At 64.4% G+C, this 17,228-nt stretch carries 16 protein-coding genes; 10 read left to right on the forward strand and 6 right to left on the reverse strand.

Annotated elements, in window-relative coordinates; all coding sequences use genetic code 11:
- Positions 1 to 247 precede the first annotated feature (247 nt).
- Both C41B8_RS03395 and C41B8_RS03400 read right to left on the reverse strand, forming a co-directional pair.
- Complete coding sequence (locus C41B8_RS03395; protein ID WP_051882945.1) at positions 248 to 877, reverse strand: exonuclease domain-containing protein; 630 nt, start codon at positions 875 to 877, stop codon at positions 248 to 250.
- A 3-nt stretch (positions 878 to 880) separates the two neighbouring features.
- Positions 881 to 1,459: an LOG family protein gene (locus C41B8_RS03400; protein ID WP_037334477.1), complete on the reverse strand. Its 579-nt coding sequence runs from the start codon at positions 1,457 to 1,459 to the stop codon at positions 881 to 883.
- A gap of 155 nt (positions 1,460 to 1,614) precedes the next feature.
- Here C41B8_RS03400 and C41B8_RS03405 point away from each other — a divergent pair, with 155 nt between their 5' ends.
- Positions 1,615 to 2,583, forward strand: a complete 969-nt coding sequence (locus C41B8_RS03405; protein ID WP_037334111.1) for a TerC family protein — start codon at positions 1,615 to 1,617, stop codon at positions 2,581 to 2,583.
- A gap of 166 nt (positions 2,584 to 2,749) precedes the next feature.
- On the opposite strand, the gene C41B8_RS19330 is transcribed toward C41B8_RS03405, so the two are convergent.
- Positions 2,750 to 3,229 carry a MarR family winged helix-turn-helix transcriptional regulator gene (locus C41B8_RS19330; RefSeq protein ID WP_051882947.1) on the reverse strand — a complete coding sequence of 160 codons (480 nt, stop codon included), beginning with the start codon at positions 3,227 to 3,229 and terminating at the stop codon, positions 2,750 to 2,752.
- Complete coding sequence (locus tag C41B8_RS03415; protein ID WP_051883028.1) at positions 3,226 to 3,726, reverse strand: DUF3237 domain-containing protein; 501 nt, start codon at positions 3,724 to 3,726, stop codon at positions 3,226 to 3,228. The genes C41B8_RS19330 and C41B8_RS03415 overlap by 4 nt, the downstream gene beginning before the upstream one ends.
- A 133-nt stretch (positions 3,727 to 3,859) precedes the next feature.
- On the opposite strand from C41B8_RS03415, the gene C41B8_RS03420 reads away from it, so the two are divergent.
- From C41B8_RS03420 to C41B8_RS03440, 5 genes are all read left to right on the forward strand, one after another.
- Positions 3,860 to 4,693 (forward strand): p-hydroxycinnamoyl CoA hydratase/lyase, encoded by an 834-nt coding sequence (locus C41B8_RS03420; RefSeq protein ID WP_037334113.1) that lies wholly within the window; start codon positions 3,860 to 3,862, stop codon positions 4,691 to 4,693.
- Between the two features lie 92 nt (positions 4,694 to 4,785).
- Entirely contained in the window at positions 4,786 to 6,303 is a 1,518-nt protein-coding gene (locus C41B8_RS03425; protein WP_037334115.1) for an AMP-binding protein, read from the forward strand.
- A 524-nt stretch (positions 6,304 to 6,827) separates the two neighbouring features.
- Entirely contained in the window at positions 6,828 to 7,910 is a 1,083-nt protein-coding gene (locus C41B8_RS03430) for an aromatic ring-hydroxylating dioxygenase subunit alpha (protein ID WP_037334118.1), read from the forward strand.
- A gap of 22 nt (positions 7,911 to 7,932) precedes the next feature.
- Entirely contained in the window at positions 7,933 to 8,661 is a 729-nt protein-coding gene (locus C41B8_RS03435) for a GntR family transcriptional regulator (protein ID WP_198025036.1), read from the forward strand.
- A 44-nt stretch (positions 8,662 to 8,705) separates the two neighbouring features.
- Positions 8,706 to 9,704 (forward strand): PDR/VanB family oxidoreductase, encoded by a 999-nt coding sequence (locus C41B8_RS03440; protein ID WP_037334123.1) that lies wholly within the window; start codon positions 8,706 to 8,708, stop codon positions 9,702 to 9,704.
- 433 nt (positions 9,705 to 10,137) lie between these two features.
- On the opposite strand, the gene C41B8_RS03445 is transcribed toward C41B8_RS03440, so the two are convergent.
- Both C41B8_RS03445 and C41B8_RS03450 read right to left on the reverse strand, forming a co-directional pair.
- Positions 10,138 to 11,394: an MFS transporter gene (locus C41B8_RS03445; protein ID WP_037334126.1), complete on the reverse strand. Its 1,257-nt coding sequence runs from the start codon at positions 11,392 to 11,394 to the stop codon at positions 10,138 to 10,140.
- Between the two features lie 1,069 nt (positions 11,395 to 12,463).
- Entirely contained in the window at positions 12,464 to 13,717 is a 1,254-nt protein-coding gene (locus C41B8_RS03450) for a Glu/Leu/Phe/Val family dehydrogenase (RefSeq protein ID WP_037334129.1), read from the reverse strand.
- A 160-nt stretch (positions 13,718 to 13,877) separates the two neighbouring features.
- Here C41B8_RS03450 and C41B8_RS03455 point away from each other — a divergent pair, with 160 nt between their 5' ends.
- The 4 genes from C41B8_RS03455 (at position 13,878) to dsbG (ending at position 17,146) form a co-directional block, all read left to right on the forward strand.
- Positions 13,878 to 14,618, forward strand: a complete 741-nt coding sequence (locus C41B8_RS03455; RefSeq protein WP_037334130.1) for a sulfite exporter TauE/SafE family protein — start codon at positions 13,878 to 13,880, stop codon at positions 14,616 to 14,618.
- A gap of 85 nt (positions 14,619 to 14,703) precedes the next feature.
- Positions 14,704 to 15,453 carry an SDR family oxidoreductase gene (locus C41B8_RS03460; protein ID WP_232225985.1) on the forward strand — a complete coding sequence of 250 codons (750 nt, stop codon included), beginning with the start codon at positions 14,704 to 14,706 and terminating at the stop codon, positions 15,451 to 15,453.
- 98 nt (positions 15,454 to 15,551) lie between these two features.
- Positions 15,552 to 16,262: an SHOCT domain-containing protein gene (locus C41B8_RS03465; RefSeq protein ID WP_037334134.1), complete on the forward strand. Its 711-nt coding sequence runs from the start codon at positions 15,552 to 15,554 to the stop codon at positions 16,260 to 16,262.
- Between the two features lie 119 nt (positions 16,263 to 16,381).
- The gene (dsbG, locus tag C41B8_RS03470) at positions 16,382 to 17,146 is read left to right on the forward strand and encodes a thiol:disulfide interchange protein DsbG (RefSeq protein WP_037334487.1); all 765 of its coding nucleotides are present in this window, start codon (positions 16,382 to 16,384) and stop codon (positions 17,144 to 17,146) included.
- Positions 17,147 to 17,228: the final 82 nt, after the last annotated feature.

The following is a 17,228-nucleotide window of genomic DNA, read 5'->3' on the forward strand; positions in this document are numbered from 1 at the left end:
AATCCGATGCAGGGCTGTTTGCGCGAAAGCTTGCCGAGGCCGCGCTAGGGTCTGTTGAGGTTTCGTGCGAGTCCGCGCCAAGCGCTGTTTTGCGGCAAGACGAGACGTAGCGAACGTGGCGTAGTGGATCTACGCGAGAGAGCGACAACGCTGTATTGCCGCCTCACGGGCACGGGCCCTGCGGGTGAGGCCCGCCCACGGCGCCAAGCGGCGTTGCATGCGGTGGCGTCTCTCGTGACGACACGCCCTAGATCAACTGCCGCGCGGCCTCGTATTCGGCAATGACCGCCTGCGCCGGGCGGTGAGCCTCAGTCAGCCAGTCGGTCACGCTCAGGCCGGTGGCGCGCACCGCGGCGGCGACCACTTGCCCGGCGGCCCGGGCGTCCTCGCCGGCGTCGTGATGGGCGAAGTCGAGTTTGAGATGGCGTTTCAGGCTGGCCAGACCATGGCCGCCCCGGGTCTTGAGTTCCGGAAACGCCCGTCGTGCGACACGCACCGAGTCGAGCCACTGGGCATCGATGACGGGGCAACCGTGGGCAAGACAGGCCCGCGTGATCGCCGTGACATCGAACGCCGTGTGGGAAACGACGATCTGGCCGGCCATGACGTCGGCCACGCGATCGTGGATCGCCGCCCAGTCCGGCGCGTGCGTGACGTCACCGGGGCGGATGCCGTGGATGGCAATATTGCCGGCCGAAAAATACGTCTGCGGATGTACCAGCCAGGACCAGTTCTCGACCAGTTGCCCCTCGGCGAACCGGGCGAAACCGATCTGGCAGATACTTCCGGCATCGCCATTCGCGGTCTCCACATCGACGGCCACGAAAGCATTCGGGTCGAGACGCAGCCCGTCCGGCGCGGCGATCGGGCGCGCCATGGTTCAGGCCGTACCGGCCAGTTTCGCCGCCATCTGCTCGACCAGGGCGTTGGCGGTTTCCGCCACGGCAATGCGCGCGACGTGCTCATCGCCCACGAACCCCTGATCGCGCATATGCTGCATACAATGGAGCAGCGGCTGGTAGAAGCCAGCGACATCGAGCAGCCCGGCGGGTTTATCGTGCCAGCCGATCTGGTGCCAGGTGAGCACTTCGAACAGCTCTTCCAGCGTGCCAAAACCGCCGGGCATGGCGATGAAGCCATCGGCCGCCTCGATCATGGCAAGTTTGCGCTGATGCATGGTCTCGACTACGCGTAATTCGGTGAGCCCGTCGTGAGCGACTTCGCGCTTGGCCAGGCCCCGGGGGATCACGCCGAGAACGCGGCCGCCAGCGGCCAGCGCTGCGTCGGCAATCGCGCCCATCAGCCCGACGCGCGCGCCGCCGTAGACGAGGCCGATGCCGGTCGTCGCCAGGACAGTGCCGAGGGCTTCGGCGGCTTGGCGGTAACGCGGGTCGGTGCCCTCCCGCGAGCCGCAGTACACACAGATCCAGCGATCAGTTTCGGGTCGGTCAGCGTTCATGGCCCAGAGCATAAACCGCCAACGGCACGGCGAGAATCCCCGGGCGGCGAGATCGCCCGACATTAAGAAACCGTGACTGCAAACGCCAGGGCGCTCACGTAAGCTCGACACGCGCGCGGTTGGCGCGCTGGATTACGCTTTACAGAGATCCGGTTATGGACGTACCCGTCTGGGTCTGGGCTGCCACCATCGCGGGTATCGCGGCCCTGCTTATCTTCGACTTCTTCGCCCATGTGCGCACGCCGCACGAGCCCTCGATGAAAGAGGCCGGCGGCTGGTCAATCTTCTATGTCGTGATCGCACTGATCTTCGGCGCGGGCCTGTGGTTCGTCTGGGGCCACGACCACGGCGTGGAATATCTCGCGGGCTACGTGACCGAGAAGAGCCTGTCGGTCGACAACCTATTCGTCTTCGTCATCATCATGGCGGCATTCGACGTGCCTAAGGCCTATCAGCAGAAGGTGCTGCTGGTGGGCGTGATCATCGCGCTGATCCTGCGCGCGATCTTCATTGCCCTGGGCGCGGCGGCGATCGAACACTTCTCCTGGGTGTTCTATATCTTCGGGCTGTTCCTGCTGTACACGGCGTACACGCTGGCCACGTCGTCGCACGAGGAAAGCGAGGAATACGAACCCAACCTGCTGGTGCGGCTCGCCCAGAAATATTTGCCGGCCACGGACGAATACAACGAATCCAAACTGACGATCGTGCGCAACGGACAACGCATGATGACGCCCATGCTGATCGTGATGATCGCCATCGGCGCCACCGACATCCTGTTTGCGCTGGATTCGATCCCGGCGATCTACGGGCTTACCAAGGAGCCCTACATCGTCTTCACGGCCAATGCCTTTGCCCTGCTCGGGCTGATTCAGCTCTACTTCCTGCTCGGCGGCCTGCTCAACCGGCTGGTCTATCTATCGCTGGGGCTGGCCGTCATCCTCGGTTTCATCGGCATTAAGCTGATCATCGAGGCACTGCACGGCAACGAACTGCCGTTCATCAATGGCGGGCAGCATGTGTCTGCCATCCCGGAAATTCCGATCTGGCTGTCGTTGTCGATTATCGTCGGCGTGCTCGTCATCACCACAGTGGCGAGCCTGATCCGGTCGGCGCGGGGTTGATCGCGGGTGGTGCGCGGTCAGGCACAGGGCGTGCCGTCGTGAGATACACCGCCGCGCCCGCCCCGGGGTGGCAAGACAAGGCATGGTGAGCTTGGCGTGGCCCGGCCACGGGCACGAACGATAACGCCGGATTGCCTGCCGGCGTCGGGCGCGTGGTTTGCCGATGTCACCAGAGGCGGTCCAATGCCTGAACGAGCAGGGCAGCGTCCCCCGCGCCCCTTTCCAGCACGAATCGATGCTCCATCTCCGAGATCGCCTGCGCGACCTCGCGTTCGAGCTTTCGCCCTGGCTCGGTCAGCAACCAGAAACGCGAGCGGCCGTCCGAGGGATCCGGCCGACACTTAATGAGCTGGCGTTGCTCCAGCCCGCTCATCACGCCGACCATGTTCGACGGCGCCACGCCGAGGACTTCGCTGATCTGTTTGTGACGCACCGCGTCATTGGTGGCGAGCAGAGCCAGAACCGAAAATTCCACCTGCCGGAGATTGAAAGTCTCGCCGATCTCGCGGGCAAAGGCCTGCTGCATGGCCAAATCGGCGCGTCTGAGCTGATAGCCCAGGCGCATTCGCAGCCCGCCGTCGTCCAGACCGTGCCGGGCCGGCTCGGCAAAGTTCGCGGTGTTCGCTTGCGCGCTGGCGTGCTTCACGACTGGCCCTCTCTTTTATCGCAACTCAAAAGCCCGAGCGCGAACAGCTCGACGTCGACTTGATCGGCATGACGCTCGGCGCCGGCGACGAAAAGTGTGCGCGTTAGCCAATCATACGGCCCGGCCGCCGCATTCAGACGCGCGCATGTCTGAAAGTAGTAGTCCGAAGGCGACACAGCCCGCCCCGCCGCGAGTTCGGCGGCAACGTCGGGCGGTGCATATCGCAGTCCGCTGTTATCCATCTCGATATACGTACCGCAGTCGAGTTCAAACGCGTATTGCGCTCTCAGATCCACGACGCCGTCCGGCCGGATGGTCTGCCAATCGCCTCCGCCCGGCAGCACGCGGCCCGATAGATAGGGACCACTCACCGTGCCGCCGGTAATCGGCACATATCGCCGGCGGCCAAGTGCGTTCACGCCAAAATCCACCGGCTCGCCCAGCGACACCTGTAAACGGCAAATGAACGTAAGCGCCGGCGCCTGGGGCTCGGTCATATCGACCTCCGAATCGAGCAAAAGAGCCACAGCGTAGCGAGTCCATCGACGCCTGCCCATTCTACGACGTTTTAGTTATGTTCAATAACTTTCTCGCATGGAATGATGACGCCACACCATCAGGAGAAGTTGCATGACCGATTACGCCGACCGTTGGACCACGGTGCTCGTCGAGGTGGATGCCACCGGTATTGCGTGGGTGACGCTGAACCGTCCCGACAAGCGCAATGCCATGAATCCGACGCTCAATCGCGAGATGATCGATGTGCTCGAGACGCTCGAACTCGACGAAGACGCTCGGGTCGTCGTGCTGACCGGCGCGGGCGAGTCCTGGACCGCCGGCATGGATCTCAAGGAATACTTCCGTGAGATCGATTCCCAGCCGGAGATCGTGCAGGAGCGCATCCGTCGCGACTGCTCGCAGTGGCAGTGGAAACTGCTGCGCTTCTACGCCAAGCCGACCATCGCCATGGTCAACGGCTGGTGCTTCGGCGGCGGCTTTTCCCCGCTGGTCGCCTGCGATCTCGCAATCGCCGATGAGCAGGCGGTATTCGGCCTGTCGGAAATCAACTGGGGCATCCCGCCGGGCAATCTGGTGAGCAAGGCCCTGGCCGACACGATCGGCCATCGCGAGGCGCTGTACTACATCATGACCGGCCAGACATTCACGGGCGCCGAAGCCGCGAGCATGGGGCTGATCAATCGCGCCGTACCAACCGACCAATTGCGCGACGCCGTGACCGAACTGGCCGGCATGCTGGTCGACAAGAATCCGGTGGCGCTGCGTTACGCCAAGAACGGGTTCAAACGCTGTCGCGAACTGACCTGGGAGCAGAACGAGGATTATCTGTACGCCAAGATCGACCAGTCGAATCATCGGGACCCGGAGCACGGTCGCGAACAGGGGCTTAAACAGTTCCTCGACGACAAGACGATCAAGCCGGGGCTGCAGAGTTACAAACGCTGACGCCGCCGCGCACCCACGGCTCACAGGCGCATTCGGCGGGCGATCGCACCGGCCCGTCGAATCACCGTCGCTCCCGCCAAGGAAGACCGCTTATGTCACGATGGAATCTGCCGGATCCGGTCGCATTGCATGCGTATGGCCAGCCGGAGCGCTTGGCATGTCATGACGTCGCCACCGGGCGGCGCTGGCGCTACGACGAATTCGATCGCGATATTCAGCGAACGGTCGCCCTGCTGGCGGATCGATACGGCATCGTACACGGCGACCGTGTCGCCACGGTCGCCAATAACGGCGCCGATCTCTTGCTGCTGAACCTGGCCGCGGAACGGCTGGGCGCCATCTTCGTGCCACTCAACTATCGTCTGTCCACGCTTGAGTTGAACGCCATCCTCGACGACTGCCGGCCCGCACTGGTTGCCACCGACCGATTCGATCGACTGCCAACGCCTTCGTCCGGTTACGCGGTCCACGTCGCCGATCTGGCGCGCGAGATCGCCGCCTGCGAACCCGCCGAGCACGGGCCACGCCCACCGAACGACGAAACCAAGATCATCCTCTACACATCGGGTACGTCCGGCCGCCCGAAGGGCGTCATGATCACCGGGGACAACATCCGCGCCACCGCACTCAATTTCGGCGTGCCCGGCCGGGTCGCCTGGAACAGCGTATTTTTGTGCGATGCCCCGATGTTTCACGTGATCGGGCTGTTACCCAGCATGCGCGCGACGCTCATGTTCGGTGGCGCCCTGCACATCTCACCGGGCTTCGATCCCGAGCGCACCAATCGCCTGCTCGCCGATGCCGACATCGGCGTCACGCATTATTTCTGCGTGCCCAAAATGGCCAGCATGCTCGCCGAGCAGGCCAATTTCGAGCCGTCGCGCTGGCAGCATCTGCAAGCGCTATTCACCGGCGGCTCGCCGATTTCTCCCGCCGAAGTGAACGGGTGGCTCGAACGCGGCATCAAGGTCTCGAACGGTTTCGGCATGACGGAGGCCGGCACGATCATGCATGTGCCGCTGAACCGCCAGCTCATGGCCGAAACCGCGGGCAGCGTTGGCTTGCCCGCGCCCTTTCTGGAGGTCCGACTGGTCGATGAACACGACAATGACGTAGCCGCCGGGGAGCCCGGCGAGATTCTGGTACGGGGTGCCAATGTCACCCCGGGTTACTGGAACCGCCCCGAAGAGACCGCCAAGGCGTTGACCGCCGATGGCTGGCTGCGCACCGGCGACATCGGCCAGGCCGACGTGCGCGGGCATATCACCCTCAAGGATCGCAAGAAGGACATGTTCATTTCCGGCGGGGAAAACGTCTTTCCTGCGGAGGTCGAAAACGCCCTGATGGATCACCCCGACGTGGTCGAGGCGGCCGTGGTCGGCGTGGCCGATCCCGGCTGGGGGGAAATCGGCCATGCCTATGTCGTGCTCCGGGCCGGATCGCCAGCCGACCCCGACACGCTGGCACAGCATTGCCAACAACGGCTGGCGGGTTACAAGACTCCGAAGCGTTTCGTCATCGTCGAAGAACTGCCCCGCAACGCGGCCGGCAAGCTCATGAAACAAGTGTTGAAGACCCCCGGGCACGGCCCGGACTCGTCCCCCGGCTGAGCGCCGGAAACCGCCCGCCCCCACGATCATTGGGCCATGCCCGGTTCGCTTGACACCGGGCATGGCGGCGGCGTACCGCGCACCCCACAGTTACTTGCCGGCATACGCGGGGCACAGCCCGCAGCGCTGAACCAGCGCCTATTCCCACGAGACGTTGCCGGCCGCCCACGCCGTCACGCCATGCCCTCCCTGGGCCTGTATACAATCCATAGAATCAGCCGCCCGAATCGGGCGTAGCGCTTCACGAGTCGAGCGGCACCGATGTCGCCAGCCTTGGCTTTCTGACCCCATCCCGCACACGTCCATCATTATTCAAATAAAACAATATATTAAAACTACTTAAAAACTATAAAAGCCGCTACGACTTTAGCCTATGAGACGAAAAGCTGACCGCGAAAAACGATAAGCTATTGATTTATATGAGCGGCGAAATTACGGATTTTTTGCATCACGACGCTTTTGTTATCGATTATATGTATACAACTTGAATACCAAGCCGGAACCGAGTCCGGAGGAGATCGACGATGCCGACGACGGAACGCAGTTATCCCCGCAACGCCTGGTATGCCGCGGCCTGGAGCCATGAAATCGAACACGACCTGTCGGCCCGTACCGTCTGCGACACCGATCTGGTGCTGTATCGCAAGAGCGATGGCGAGGTCACGGCCCTGGAAGACGCCTGCTGGCATCGGCTGCTGCCGCTGTCGATGGGCAAGCTCGATGGCGATCGCGTGATGTGTGGCTATCACGGCCTCAAGTTCGACAGCGACGGGCGCTGTGTCTACATGCCCTCGCAGGAAACCGTGAACCCGTCGGCCTGCGTGCGTCATTTCCCCACCGTCGAGCGGCATGCCCTGGTCTGGGTCTGGCCCGGCAACCCGGCCCTGGCCGATCCCGAGCTCGTGCCCGATTTCCATTGGAACGACGATCCGCAGCTGGCCGGCCGCGGCGGCACCTTCTACAGCCTTGGCTGCAACTATCGGCTGTTGGTCGACAATCTCATGGATCTGACCCACGAGACTTTCGTGCACGCGGGCAGCATCGGCCACGACTCCATTACCCGCACGCCGTTCGAAATCGAACACGACGACCGCTTCGTGACCATGTCCCGCTGGATGCTCAATCACGATGCCCCGCCGTTCTGGGCCTGGCAGCTCGGGCGCGACGTGGCCGTCGATCGCTGGCATCAGATCCGTTTCGAGGCCCCGTCGACCGTGGTCGGCGATGTCGGTGTGGCCGAGATCGGCACCGGCGCGCCGGAGGGCGATCGCTCCCAGGGCGTGACCGGCTATTTTCTGGCCGCGATCACCCCGGAAACCGAAACCAGCTGCCACTACTTCTGGAACTTCGTGCGCGACCACCACATCGACGACCCTGAATGGACCGAGGCGCTGCATACCGCCCACGTCAACGGCGAATCGGGGGTCTACGAACAGGATGTCGAAGTGCTGGAAGCGCAGCAGGCGGCGATCGAGCGCCACAGCCGGATGCCGTTCTATCACTTGAACATCGACGCCGGCGCCCTCTGGGCTCGCCGCCTGATCGAACAGCGCATCGCCGCCGAGCCTGATGCGCCGATCCGGCGTCTCGAAGCGGCGGCCGGCTGAGCCGAAAGCACAGGATTCGACCATGCAACAAAGCACCAAGGCCCTGCTGCGCCTGCGTCAGATGATCCTCGGCGGCGAACTCGACGTCGACGAGCGTCTGTCGGAACCCAAACTGGTCGAGCGAATCGCGGTTTCGCGCACTCCGATCCGCGTGGCGCTGGTCAAGCTCGAGCATGAAGGGTTGATCGAAGCCCTGCCCTCCGGCGGCTACAAGATCCGGGTCTTCAACAAGCAGGACGTGTTCGACGCCATCGAACTGCGCGGCACCCTCGAAGGCCTCGCGGCCCGACGCGCCGCCGAGAATCGGCCGACGCGCCGGGCTCTGGCCGGGCTGGCGCGCGCCCTGACGGAACTCGACGACATCCTGTCCGGCGAAACACTCAGCGAGGACGATTTTTCGCGCTACATGAATGCCAACGCCACGTTCCACGACACCTTGCTGGATCTTGCCGCCAGCCCGGTGATGCGCGAGGCCCTGGCGCGGACCGTCGCTCTGCCGTTCGCCTCGCCCAGCGCGTTCGTCATGGCCCAGGCCGGCCTGCCCGAATCGCACCAGATCCTGCATATCGCCCAGTACCAGCACCACCGGCTGTACGAGGCCATCGAGGCCGGCGAATCCAGCCGTGCCGAGGATCTGGCCCGCGAACACGCGCGCCTGGCCAAGCGCAACCTCGAAATCGTGCTCGAGCAGGATCCGGCCGTACCGAACCTGCCCGGCCTGCAGCTGATCAAGGACGCCGGCGCGTTCTGAAGATGGCACAGGACCGAGCGAACCCTCGTTACAGGAACACGCCCATGGCAACCCATCAGCATTTCAATCCGGCCCATATCGTGGCCACCCATGACGTGGCCGACGGCATTCGGCTGTTCGATATCCGCCCCGACGACGGCCTGCAGGCCCACGCGCCGGGCAGCCATATCGATGTCGAGGTCCTCGTCGAGGACCGGCCGCAGTATCGATCGTTCTCGTTGATCGGCGATGCCGCCGAAGCGGGAGCCTACCGCATCGCGGTCAAGGATCGGCCGGACGGCCACGGCGGCTCGCGCTATCTATGGTCGCTTGAACCGGGCGACCGATTGCGCATCAGCGATCCCAAGGATCGCTTCCCCTTGTCCTATCGAGCCCCGAAAGTCGTACTGATCGCCGGTGGCATCGGCATCACCCCGCTCTACGGCATGGCGCGGGCGCTGGTGCAGAGCGCGCATGACGTCCGGCTTCTATATACCGCGCGCACCCGCGAGGAGATGGCCTTCGTCGACGAACTCGCCGCCGAGCTCGGCGACCGGCTGGAACTGTACGTCACTGGCGAAGGCCAGCGGCTGGACCCGGCCGCGGTCATCCAAGACCTCCACCCCGAGGCCGAACTGTACATCTGTGGCCCGCAATCGCTACGCGAAGCATTTCTGAGCGTCTGGCTGGAACAGAACCGGCCGGCCGAACGATTCCGTTTCGAGACCTTCGCCAGCAGTGGACGCCTGCCGGACACGCCCTTTGACGTACGCGTCGCCAACCGCGATCTGGAGTTCACCGTCGCCCGCGACCAGTCCCTGCTCGACGCGCTGCAGGCTCACGGCGTGAACGACGTCCTCTACGACTGCGAACACGGCGAATGCGGCTTGTGCACGATCGACGTGGTCGAACACAGCGGCGAGCTGGATCATCGCGACGTGTTCTACAGCCCGCGCCAGAAGGCCGCCGGCACCCGAATGTGCGCCTGTGTGTCGCGCGTGCACGATGGCCACATCGTGATCGATACGTCGCGCCACGCGGTCGATACCGGGCACCCGGACTGAGCCGGATTTGCCGGGGCGCCGGCGGTGTTCCCCTCGGCGATGCCTCGGCCGACCGCCGGGAGGCCGGTTCGTCCCTGATCGACCGGTACCCGCTCCGCTGAATAACAGCAGACGATGTGCTCGCCCTCGTCGCGGGCCTACCAACAATTTCCGTTCAAGTGTCGCGGTGACTCGCCCGACAAGGGCAAGCCCGTGCAAGTGGGCTTCAACTGGCCTGCTAACATCGCCACCGCGAACGACCCGCAAGGTCATGTAGCCGCCCATCAGCCGACAATACCAAGCTGGCTCAGGCCACGGCCGCGGCTATCCGCAAACTTGGCGCTAGCGATGCTGACGTGTGCTTGATACGACCCGGCGGCCAGGAACACCGGCGGCCGCCGCAGGATGCATTGACGGGCACTGGTCGCTGGCGACCAGCGCCCGCACTCGGTCTTTAGGCTGCGGCCGGATCCCTGGCGACCTGATTCTTCACGTCAGCGGTTTCTCGCATGAACAGGGCGACCACGAATACCAGCATCGAGCCGGCGGCGGCCATCAGCAGCGGAATTGCCAGACCGAGAGACGGAAAGCTGTCGGCCATTTCGCCAGCCGCAGTCGGGGCAATCGCGCCGCCGACAATCTCGCCGAACAGGGTCACGATGCCGATCGCGGCCGCGGCCATGGTCGGCGGCGCGGTCTCGGTCGGCACCAGCACCATCACGATGGCCGCCACCGCCTGCCCCGCCTGCGAAACGAACAGCACAGCGGCCAACAGCCAGAGGTGAGCGTACATCGGCGGCCAAAGCAGAATCAGCGGCAGAACCGTGCACAACGGACCGGATATCAACAGTGTCGCGCGCCGTCCGATCACATCGGACACTGTCGCCACGAGGCAGCCGATAAAGAAACTGCCGAGGCCGGCCGCCCCCATCAGAAAGCCGGCCGTCGTCGCCGGTTCGCCGGCCACATGCACAATGTATAGCGGACAGAACGTATTGTAGAGGATCAGCCAGGCTACAAAGCCGCAGTTACCAATCGCCGCCAATTGGATATTGCGGTACTTCAACAAGGCCAGGAAATCACGTACGCCGGGCTTGGCAACCGGCGCTTCGCTGGCTTGTTCCGGCGTCTTATCACGCGGCTCGCGCACAAACAGCCAGATCACCACGGCCAGGATCACGCCCGGAGCACCGGCGACCACGAACGCCCAGCGCCAGCCGAAGCGCGATGCGATCTGGGTGGTCAGAACCGGGGCGACGGCGAAACCGATCAACGCCGCGGCAGACACCACGATGCCGGTATTGCGCCCGCGCCGCTTCGGGTGCGATCCCTTTTCGACCAATGTATTGACGATTGACCAGCACGGGCCCTCCGCCACCCCGATCGCGCCACGAAGCAGGAGCATGTCGAAAAAATTACGAGCCGCACCGCACAGCCATGACAGACCGGCGAAGGCGAACACCGCCGGCACCAGCACGGGCTTGCGGCCGACGCGATCGGACACCGCACCGAGCACGAACGAGGAAAAAGCCCAAGTGATCGCCAGGATCGAGGCGAGCTCCCCGATTTGACCGGCATTGAGATGAAAGTCCTTGGCGATGAAAGGCGCCAGATACAGCTCGGCCATGCGATCCAGAAACACCGTGCCCCAGGTTAGAAACATCAGGCCGACGATGAAGGTTTCATATCGCGAATCGTGTCGGGTGCGCATATCAACGATGCCTCTTTTTGTTCACAAGGCGCACATTCGTACGCTATGGGAACAAAATATACGCGCTCCGGTTGGCATGCTGTACACGCAAAAGGTCGTAATCGCGCCGAGTCACCAACTTCGAAAGCACCGCTGTTCACACGGCCCAGGACGACAAGATAGACGCATCGATTCAGCCGCCCTGACTCGGCCGACCGGACGTTCGCGCGCAACAGCTCCTAAGCCGATAAAACCCATGTCGGCATGGCCCACGATCGTGACTTGGCAGCTATTCATCCCAGCGAGGCATGCGCTGCTCAGACCCATGAACGGGTGACCGGCTTCCATGTCGCGTTGGCTACGAACGACGCGCCAATGGCGCTTGGCTACAACCCCGTGCACCGCGGATGCGGGGTACTCGCGCCATCGCAAAGACGCGATCGGATGGCATTGCAGTCCCGGCCCGCGATTGACGGGCTCCGGAATGCCGCAAGCTGGGGCCGCGGCATGCCCCAACCAGACACGTTTAAGGTCTGCCACACGCTGTTTGGGCAAGGCTTGGAACAGAACGCCGCGACGGGGTGTGTCCGTTGCATCGTGTTCGGTTACAGCCTCGGCAGTTATCCGGCGTTCAGCGGATACACGACCGCTCGAACCCTCGAGTGGTCGGCGGCAAACCGATGGTTTTCAGATGAGCTTCGAACGACGCCGCTTCAACCGAATCCTCCGGCCGGCGCCGTCCAACCCATTCGGGCCTGATCATGGCCGGCCTGGGCCGGCCATGATGGAAACGGGCTCGCTAGGGCGTGTTGAGGTTTCGTCCGAGCGCCGCGTTGGCGTCCGCAAATCGTGTCCGGCAAGGCGCGAGTCGCCGCGTCGTGGCGAGTCACGACCCAGACTCGCAACGCCGCCGGGCGGGATTTGCGGCCCAACCCGAAGGGACAAGCGCTGTTTTGCGGCAATACAGCGTTGTAGTTCGCTCGCGTAGAACGACTACGCCACGCTCGCTACGCCTCGTCTTGCCGCAAAACAGCGCTTGGCGCGGACTCGCGCGAAACCTCAACACGCCCTAGACCCGGAAAACAGTCGACTATCGTCGACCGAAGAATTCGCTCGTTCCGGTCGCGGCCGTCGCTTTCTCGATCTTTTCCAACGCCCGTATATAGGCGGCCGTACGCAGATCGACGTCGTCCTCTTCGGCGCGGTCGGCCACGGCGCGGGTGGCGTCGACCATACGGCTCTCGAGGCGCTCGGCGACGGTATCGGCATCCCAGTACCAAGCCTGGCGATTCTGGACCCACTCGAAATAGCTCACGGTCACGCCGCCGGCGTTGGCGAGGATGTCGGGCAATACGACCACGCCGTTGTCGATCAGCGTGCGATCGGCCTCGCTGGCGATCGGGCCGTTGGCGATCTCCACGATCACACCGGCCGCCACCTCATCGGCATTGTCGGCGGTGATCACTGATTCCAGCGCGGCCGGTGCCAGTACATCGACATCCAGGGTGACGAGATCGGCGTTCGACAGCGTCTCGCCCTCGGCCTCGCTCACCGAGCCCTGCTCGTTCTTGATGCGAGTAACGGCATCGACATCCAGCCCGTCGGCGTTGTAGAGGCCGCCGGAAGAATCGCTTACCGCGACCACTTTGTAGCCGGCATCGGCGGCGAGCTTGGCAAAGCGCTGACCGGCGTTGCCGAAGCCCTGGACCGCCACGGTGGTGCCTTCGGCGTCGCGTTCCCAACGCTGCATCATGGTGGACAGCACATGAAACGCGCCGTCGCCGGTCGCCGTCGTGCGCCCGAGTGACCCGCCCATTTCTACCGGTTTGCCGGTGATCACGGCGGGTGTATGCGCCCGGGCAATGATGCGGTATTGATCCGCCATCCAGCCCATCACGCGCGGGTTGGTATTGACGTCCGGCGCCGGAATATCGCTGTCCGGCCCGATGAAATCGGCGATCTGGTCGATATAGGCCCGCGACAGCCGTTCCAGCTCGGCCGGCGACAGCTGCTTGGGATCGACCGCGACCCCGCCCTTGCCGCCGCCGAACGGCAGGCCCATGACGGCGCACTTCATGGTCATCCAGAACGCGAGCGTCGAGACCTCGTCGGCGTTCACGTCGGGGTGGAAGCGAATACCGCCCTTGGCGGGGCCGAGCGTGCTGTCGTAGCGCACGCGATAGCCGGAGAACACGGTCAGACGACCATCGTCGTGACGCAGCGGCACGCTGACTTTCAGCGCGGCGTCCGGCTGGGCCAGGCGCTGCGCCACATCCTGTGAAATCTCGATATGCTCGAGCGCGGCTTCGATGCGTGCGCTGGCACCGTCGAACAGACTGGGCATGATGTGAATTGCCTTGTGCAAAATTAATGCCCCAAGGCTGCCGCGCGGCACGTCGGCGACGTAATCCGTAATTTTGCGGTGGCGTTCGTTTTTTATGGCGTTAAAAACAGCTGATGGAGTCAGCTGTTTTGATGCCGAATTAATAATCGTCCGGACGCTCATGGACTGGATCATGCTCTTTGCCGCGGCCCTGGCCGCGGGCGCCATCAATGCCCTGGCCGGCGGAGGCAGCTTCATCACACTGCCGGCGTTGCTTTTCCATGGCCTGCCGGCCACCGCCGCAAACGCCACCAGTGCCACGGCAGTGCTGCCGGGCTATGTAACCACGCTGACGCGCCTGCGCCGCGAAGTCGAAGCGCCGGCCGGGCTGAACCTGCCCACCATGATCGCGATCGCCGCGGCCGGCGGGGTGAGCGGCGCGGCCCTGCTGCTGGCCACGGGCGACCGGGCTTTCGCGGCAATCGTGCCCTGGCTGATGGCGGTGGCCACGCTCATCTTCGCCGCCGGGCCCTGGATCAAGCGGGCGACCCGGGGCCGGCGGGCACCGCGCAGCATTGCCATTCCCGCGCTGTATCTCACCTGCGCCTATGGCGGCTACTTCAACGGTGGCGTGGGCATCATCATGATTGCCGTGCTCGGCCTGCTGGGCCAGACGCGGTTGTTGTCGTCGGTCGCGATGAAGGCCGTGACCTCGGCCGTGCTGACCGCGATATCCGTGCTCGTTTATGCCGCCTTCGGGCTCGTGCACTGGCCGCTGGCCGCGCTGATGGCCGGCGGCGCCTTGATCGGCGGCTGGCTGGGTGCGGCAACCGGGCATGCCATCGACCCGCGCTGGCATCGCATCGGCATCGTGGTGATCGGCGTTGTGATGACCGCGCTGATGTTCGGGCGCGGTGCGTAGCTTTCGCGCGGGCCGCCGGCTCGCGCTCGCACGAAACCTCAACAGCCCCTAGGATGACGAGCATCGTTCAAATCGGATGTTTTGCATGGACAAAGTGATGATCGTCACCGGCGGCAGCCGGGGCATTGGCGCGGCGACGTCGCTCATGGCGGCCAAATACGGCTATGCCGTCGCGGTGAACTACCGCGGCAATCGCGAAGCGGCCGAGGCCGTGGTCTCGGCCATCGAAAAAGACGGCGGCCGGGCGATCGCGGTTCAGGCCGATGTATCGAACGAGGCCGATGTCGTGGCCTTGTTCCAGGCGGTCGACGAGCATCTCGGCCCGGTCACCGCGCTGGTCAACAATGCGGGTATCGTCGACGAGCCATCGCCGGTGGCCGATATGAGCGCGGAACGCATCGAGCGCATGATGAAGATCAACGTCGTGGGCCCGTTCCTCTGCGCGCGCGAGGCGATCCGGCGCATGGGCACCGAGCACGGCGGCGCCGGTGGCGTGATCGTCAACGTGTCGTCTGCCGCCAGCCATGCCGGCGGCGGTGGCGGTGCGGGCACCTACATCGACTACGGCGCCTCGAAAGGCGCGATCGATACCTTCACCGAGGGCCTGGCACGGGAAGTCGCGGGCGAAAAGATTCGCGTCAACGCCGTGCGCCCGGGCGTGATCGATACCGAAATCCATGCCAGCGGCGGCCAGCCGGACAAGCCCCAGCAAGCGCCGGCCAAGATTCCGCTCGGCCGGATCGGCACGCCGGAAGACATCGCCGAGGCGATCCTCTATCTGACCGAGGCCGAATTCACGACCGGCGCCTTTCTGGACGTCGACGGCGGCGTCTGAGCGCGTCCCAAAAAAACCAGGCGAGGCGCACCGCGCGTTCAGCGCGGCGCGCCCGGTCGGCCCTACACTGATGTCATCGACATTCCCGGGGACGCGCCATGTCTCGCCTGAAACCGCATACCGAACAAATCGCCCAAGATCTGAGTCATCAGCACGGCTTCAGCATCGAGGCCGTGCGCCACATGATCCGCGCGATCGACGCCGGCTGGGGCCGCATGGCCTCCTTCGATCACCCCGAGTTCGGCGGCCAGGGCCAATGGATGCAGGGCGGGATGATCATGCTCGGCGAGCCGCTCAATCACAGTCTGCGCGCCCGGGTCGACGCGCTGTGTAGTGAGATCGCCCGCGCCCACGACGCCAGCGGCCCGCTGATCGAACACGGCTCGCAAACGGCGACGCCAACCTGGCCGGACTCGCTCGGCACGCCGAGCGCGACCGGCAGCCAGGGCGATCTGCACTACGCGTGGTTCGCCGATACCCGACGCCTGGCGCTGATGCGCCACGGCCAGTTACAGGTCTTCGACACCGGGGATCACCGTATTTCCGGCGTGTCGCAACAGCAGGGCAACACCTCGGGCAATATCAGCTTCACCAGCCAGAATGGCCCGATCGATCTGGCCTCGTTGACGCCGGTCGCCGATCCGGCAGCGCCGACCCACCGCGCCACGACCGCCGCTTCGCCCACGGCCCGATCAAACGGCGACGATGTGTTCACGGCCATCGAACGGCTCGGCGAACTGCGCGATCGCGGCCTGCTCACCGACGAGGAGTTTCGCGCCAAGAAGACCGAGCTGCTGTCGCGCCTCTGAGGTCTGCGCACCGCACTGGCTCGCGTCCGGTTACGCTCGCAAGCCCGCGGTGAAAACGACTGGACGCGAACGAAAAACGCCGCTTAGGCTGGTTGGCCGATCCCCGAACCGTGCTGTCCATGGCTGTCCGTTTTCGCTGTCTTTTCGCATTGCTTGCGCTACTGGGCGCCGGCGCGGCCAGCGCTGCCGACTGGCCGGCCCCGATCCAGCAGATGGCGGACAAGGGCCTGACCATCGTCAAGCGCTTCGACGCGCCGGGCGGGCTCACGGGCTATGCGGCCCGTGCCGGGCATACGCCGGTCGCGCTGTATCTCACCCCGGACGGTCATCATGTGATCGTGGGCACCATGCTCGACGAGCACGGCAACAACCTCAGCCAGAAAGCGCTCGATGCCATCATCAACAAACCCCAGCAGCAATCGGCCTGGGCGCAGCTGAAAGCGGCCACCTGGATCGCCGACGGCGCCGACGACGCGCCGCGCACGATTTATGTCTTCACCGATCCGAACTGCCCCTATTGTCATCGCTTCTTCGAGAAAGCGCGGCCGTGGGTGAAAGCGGGCAAGGTACAGCTGCGTACCATTCTCGTGGGCGTGCTCAAGCCATCGAGCCCCGGCAAGGCGGCGGCGATTCTGGCCGCGAAGGACCCGGTCGCGGCATTTCGCCGTCACGAGGCGCACTACCGCACCGGCGGCATCAAGCCGCTCGCGAATATTCCGTCCAAACTGGCCGATGAACTGTCCGCCAACGATGCGCTCATGACCGCGCTGGCGATCCGGGGCACGCCCGGCATCGTCACGCGCGACGCTCAGGGCCATATTCATATCCACCAGGGCATGCCCCAGGGCGATGCGCTCACCGATATTCTCGGCCCGCGGCCGTGATGGCGAATGTTCGTTGTGCCGCGGATCGAACATGTTACACCGTAACCATTTGGATGGCCGTGCCATCGGTCTTCGAGGGAAA

The organism is Salinisphaera hydrothermalis C41B8, from assembly GCF_000732535.1.
GTDB lineage: Bacteria > Pseudomonadota > Gammaproteobacteria > Nevskiales > Salinisphaeraceae > Salinisphaera > Salinisphaera hydrothermalis.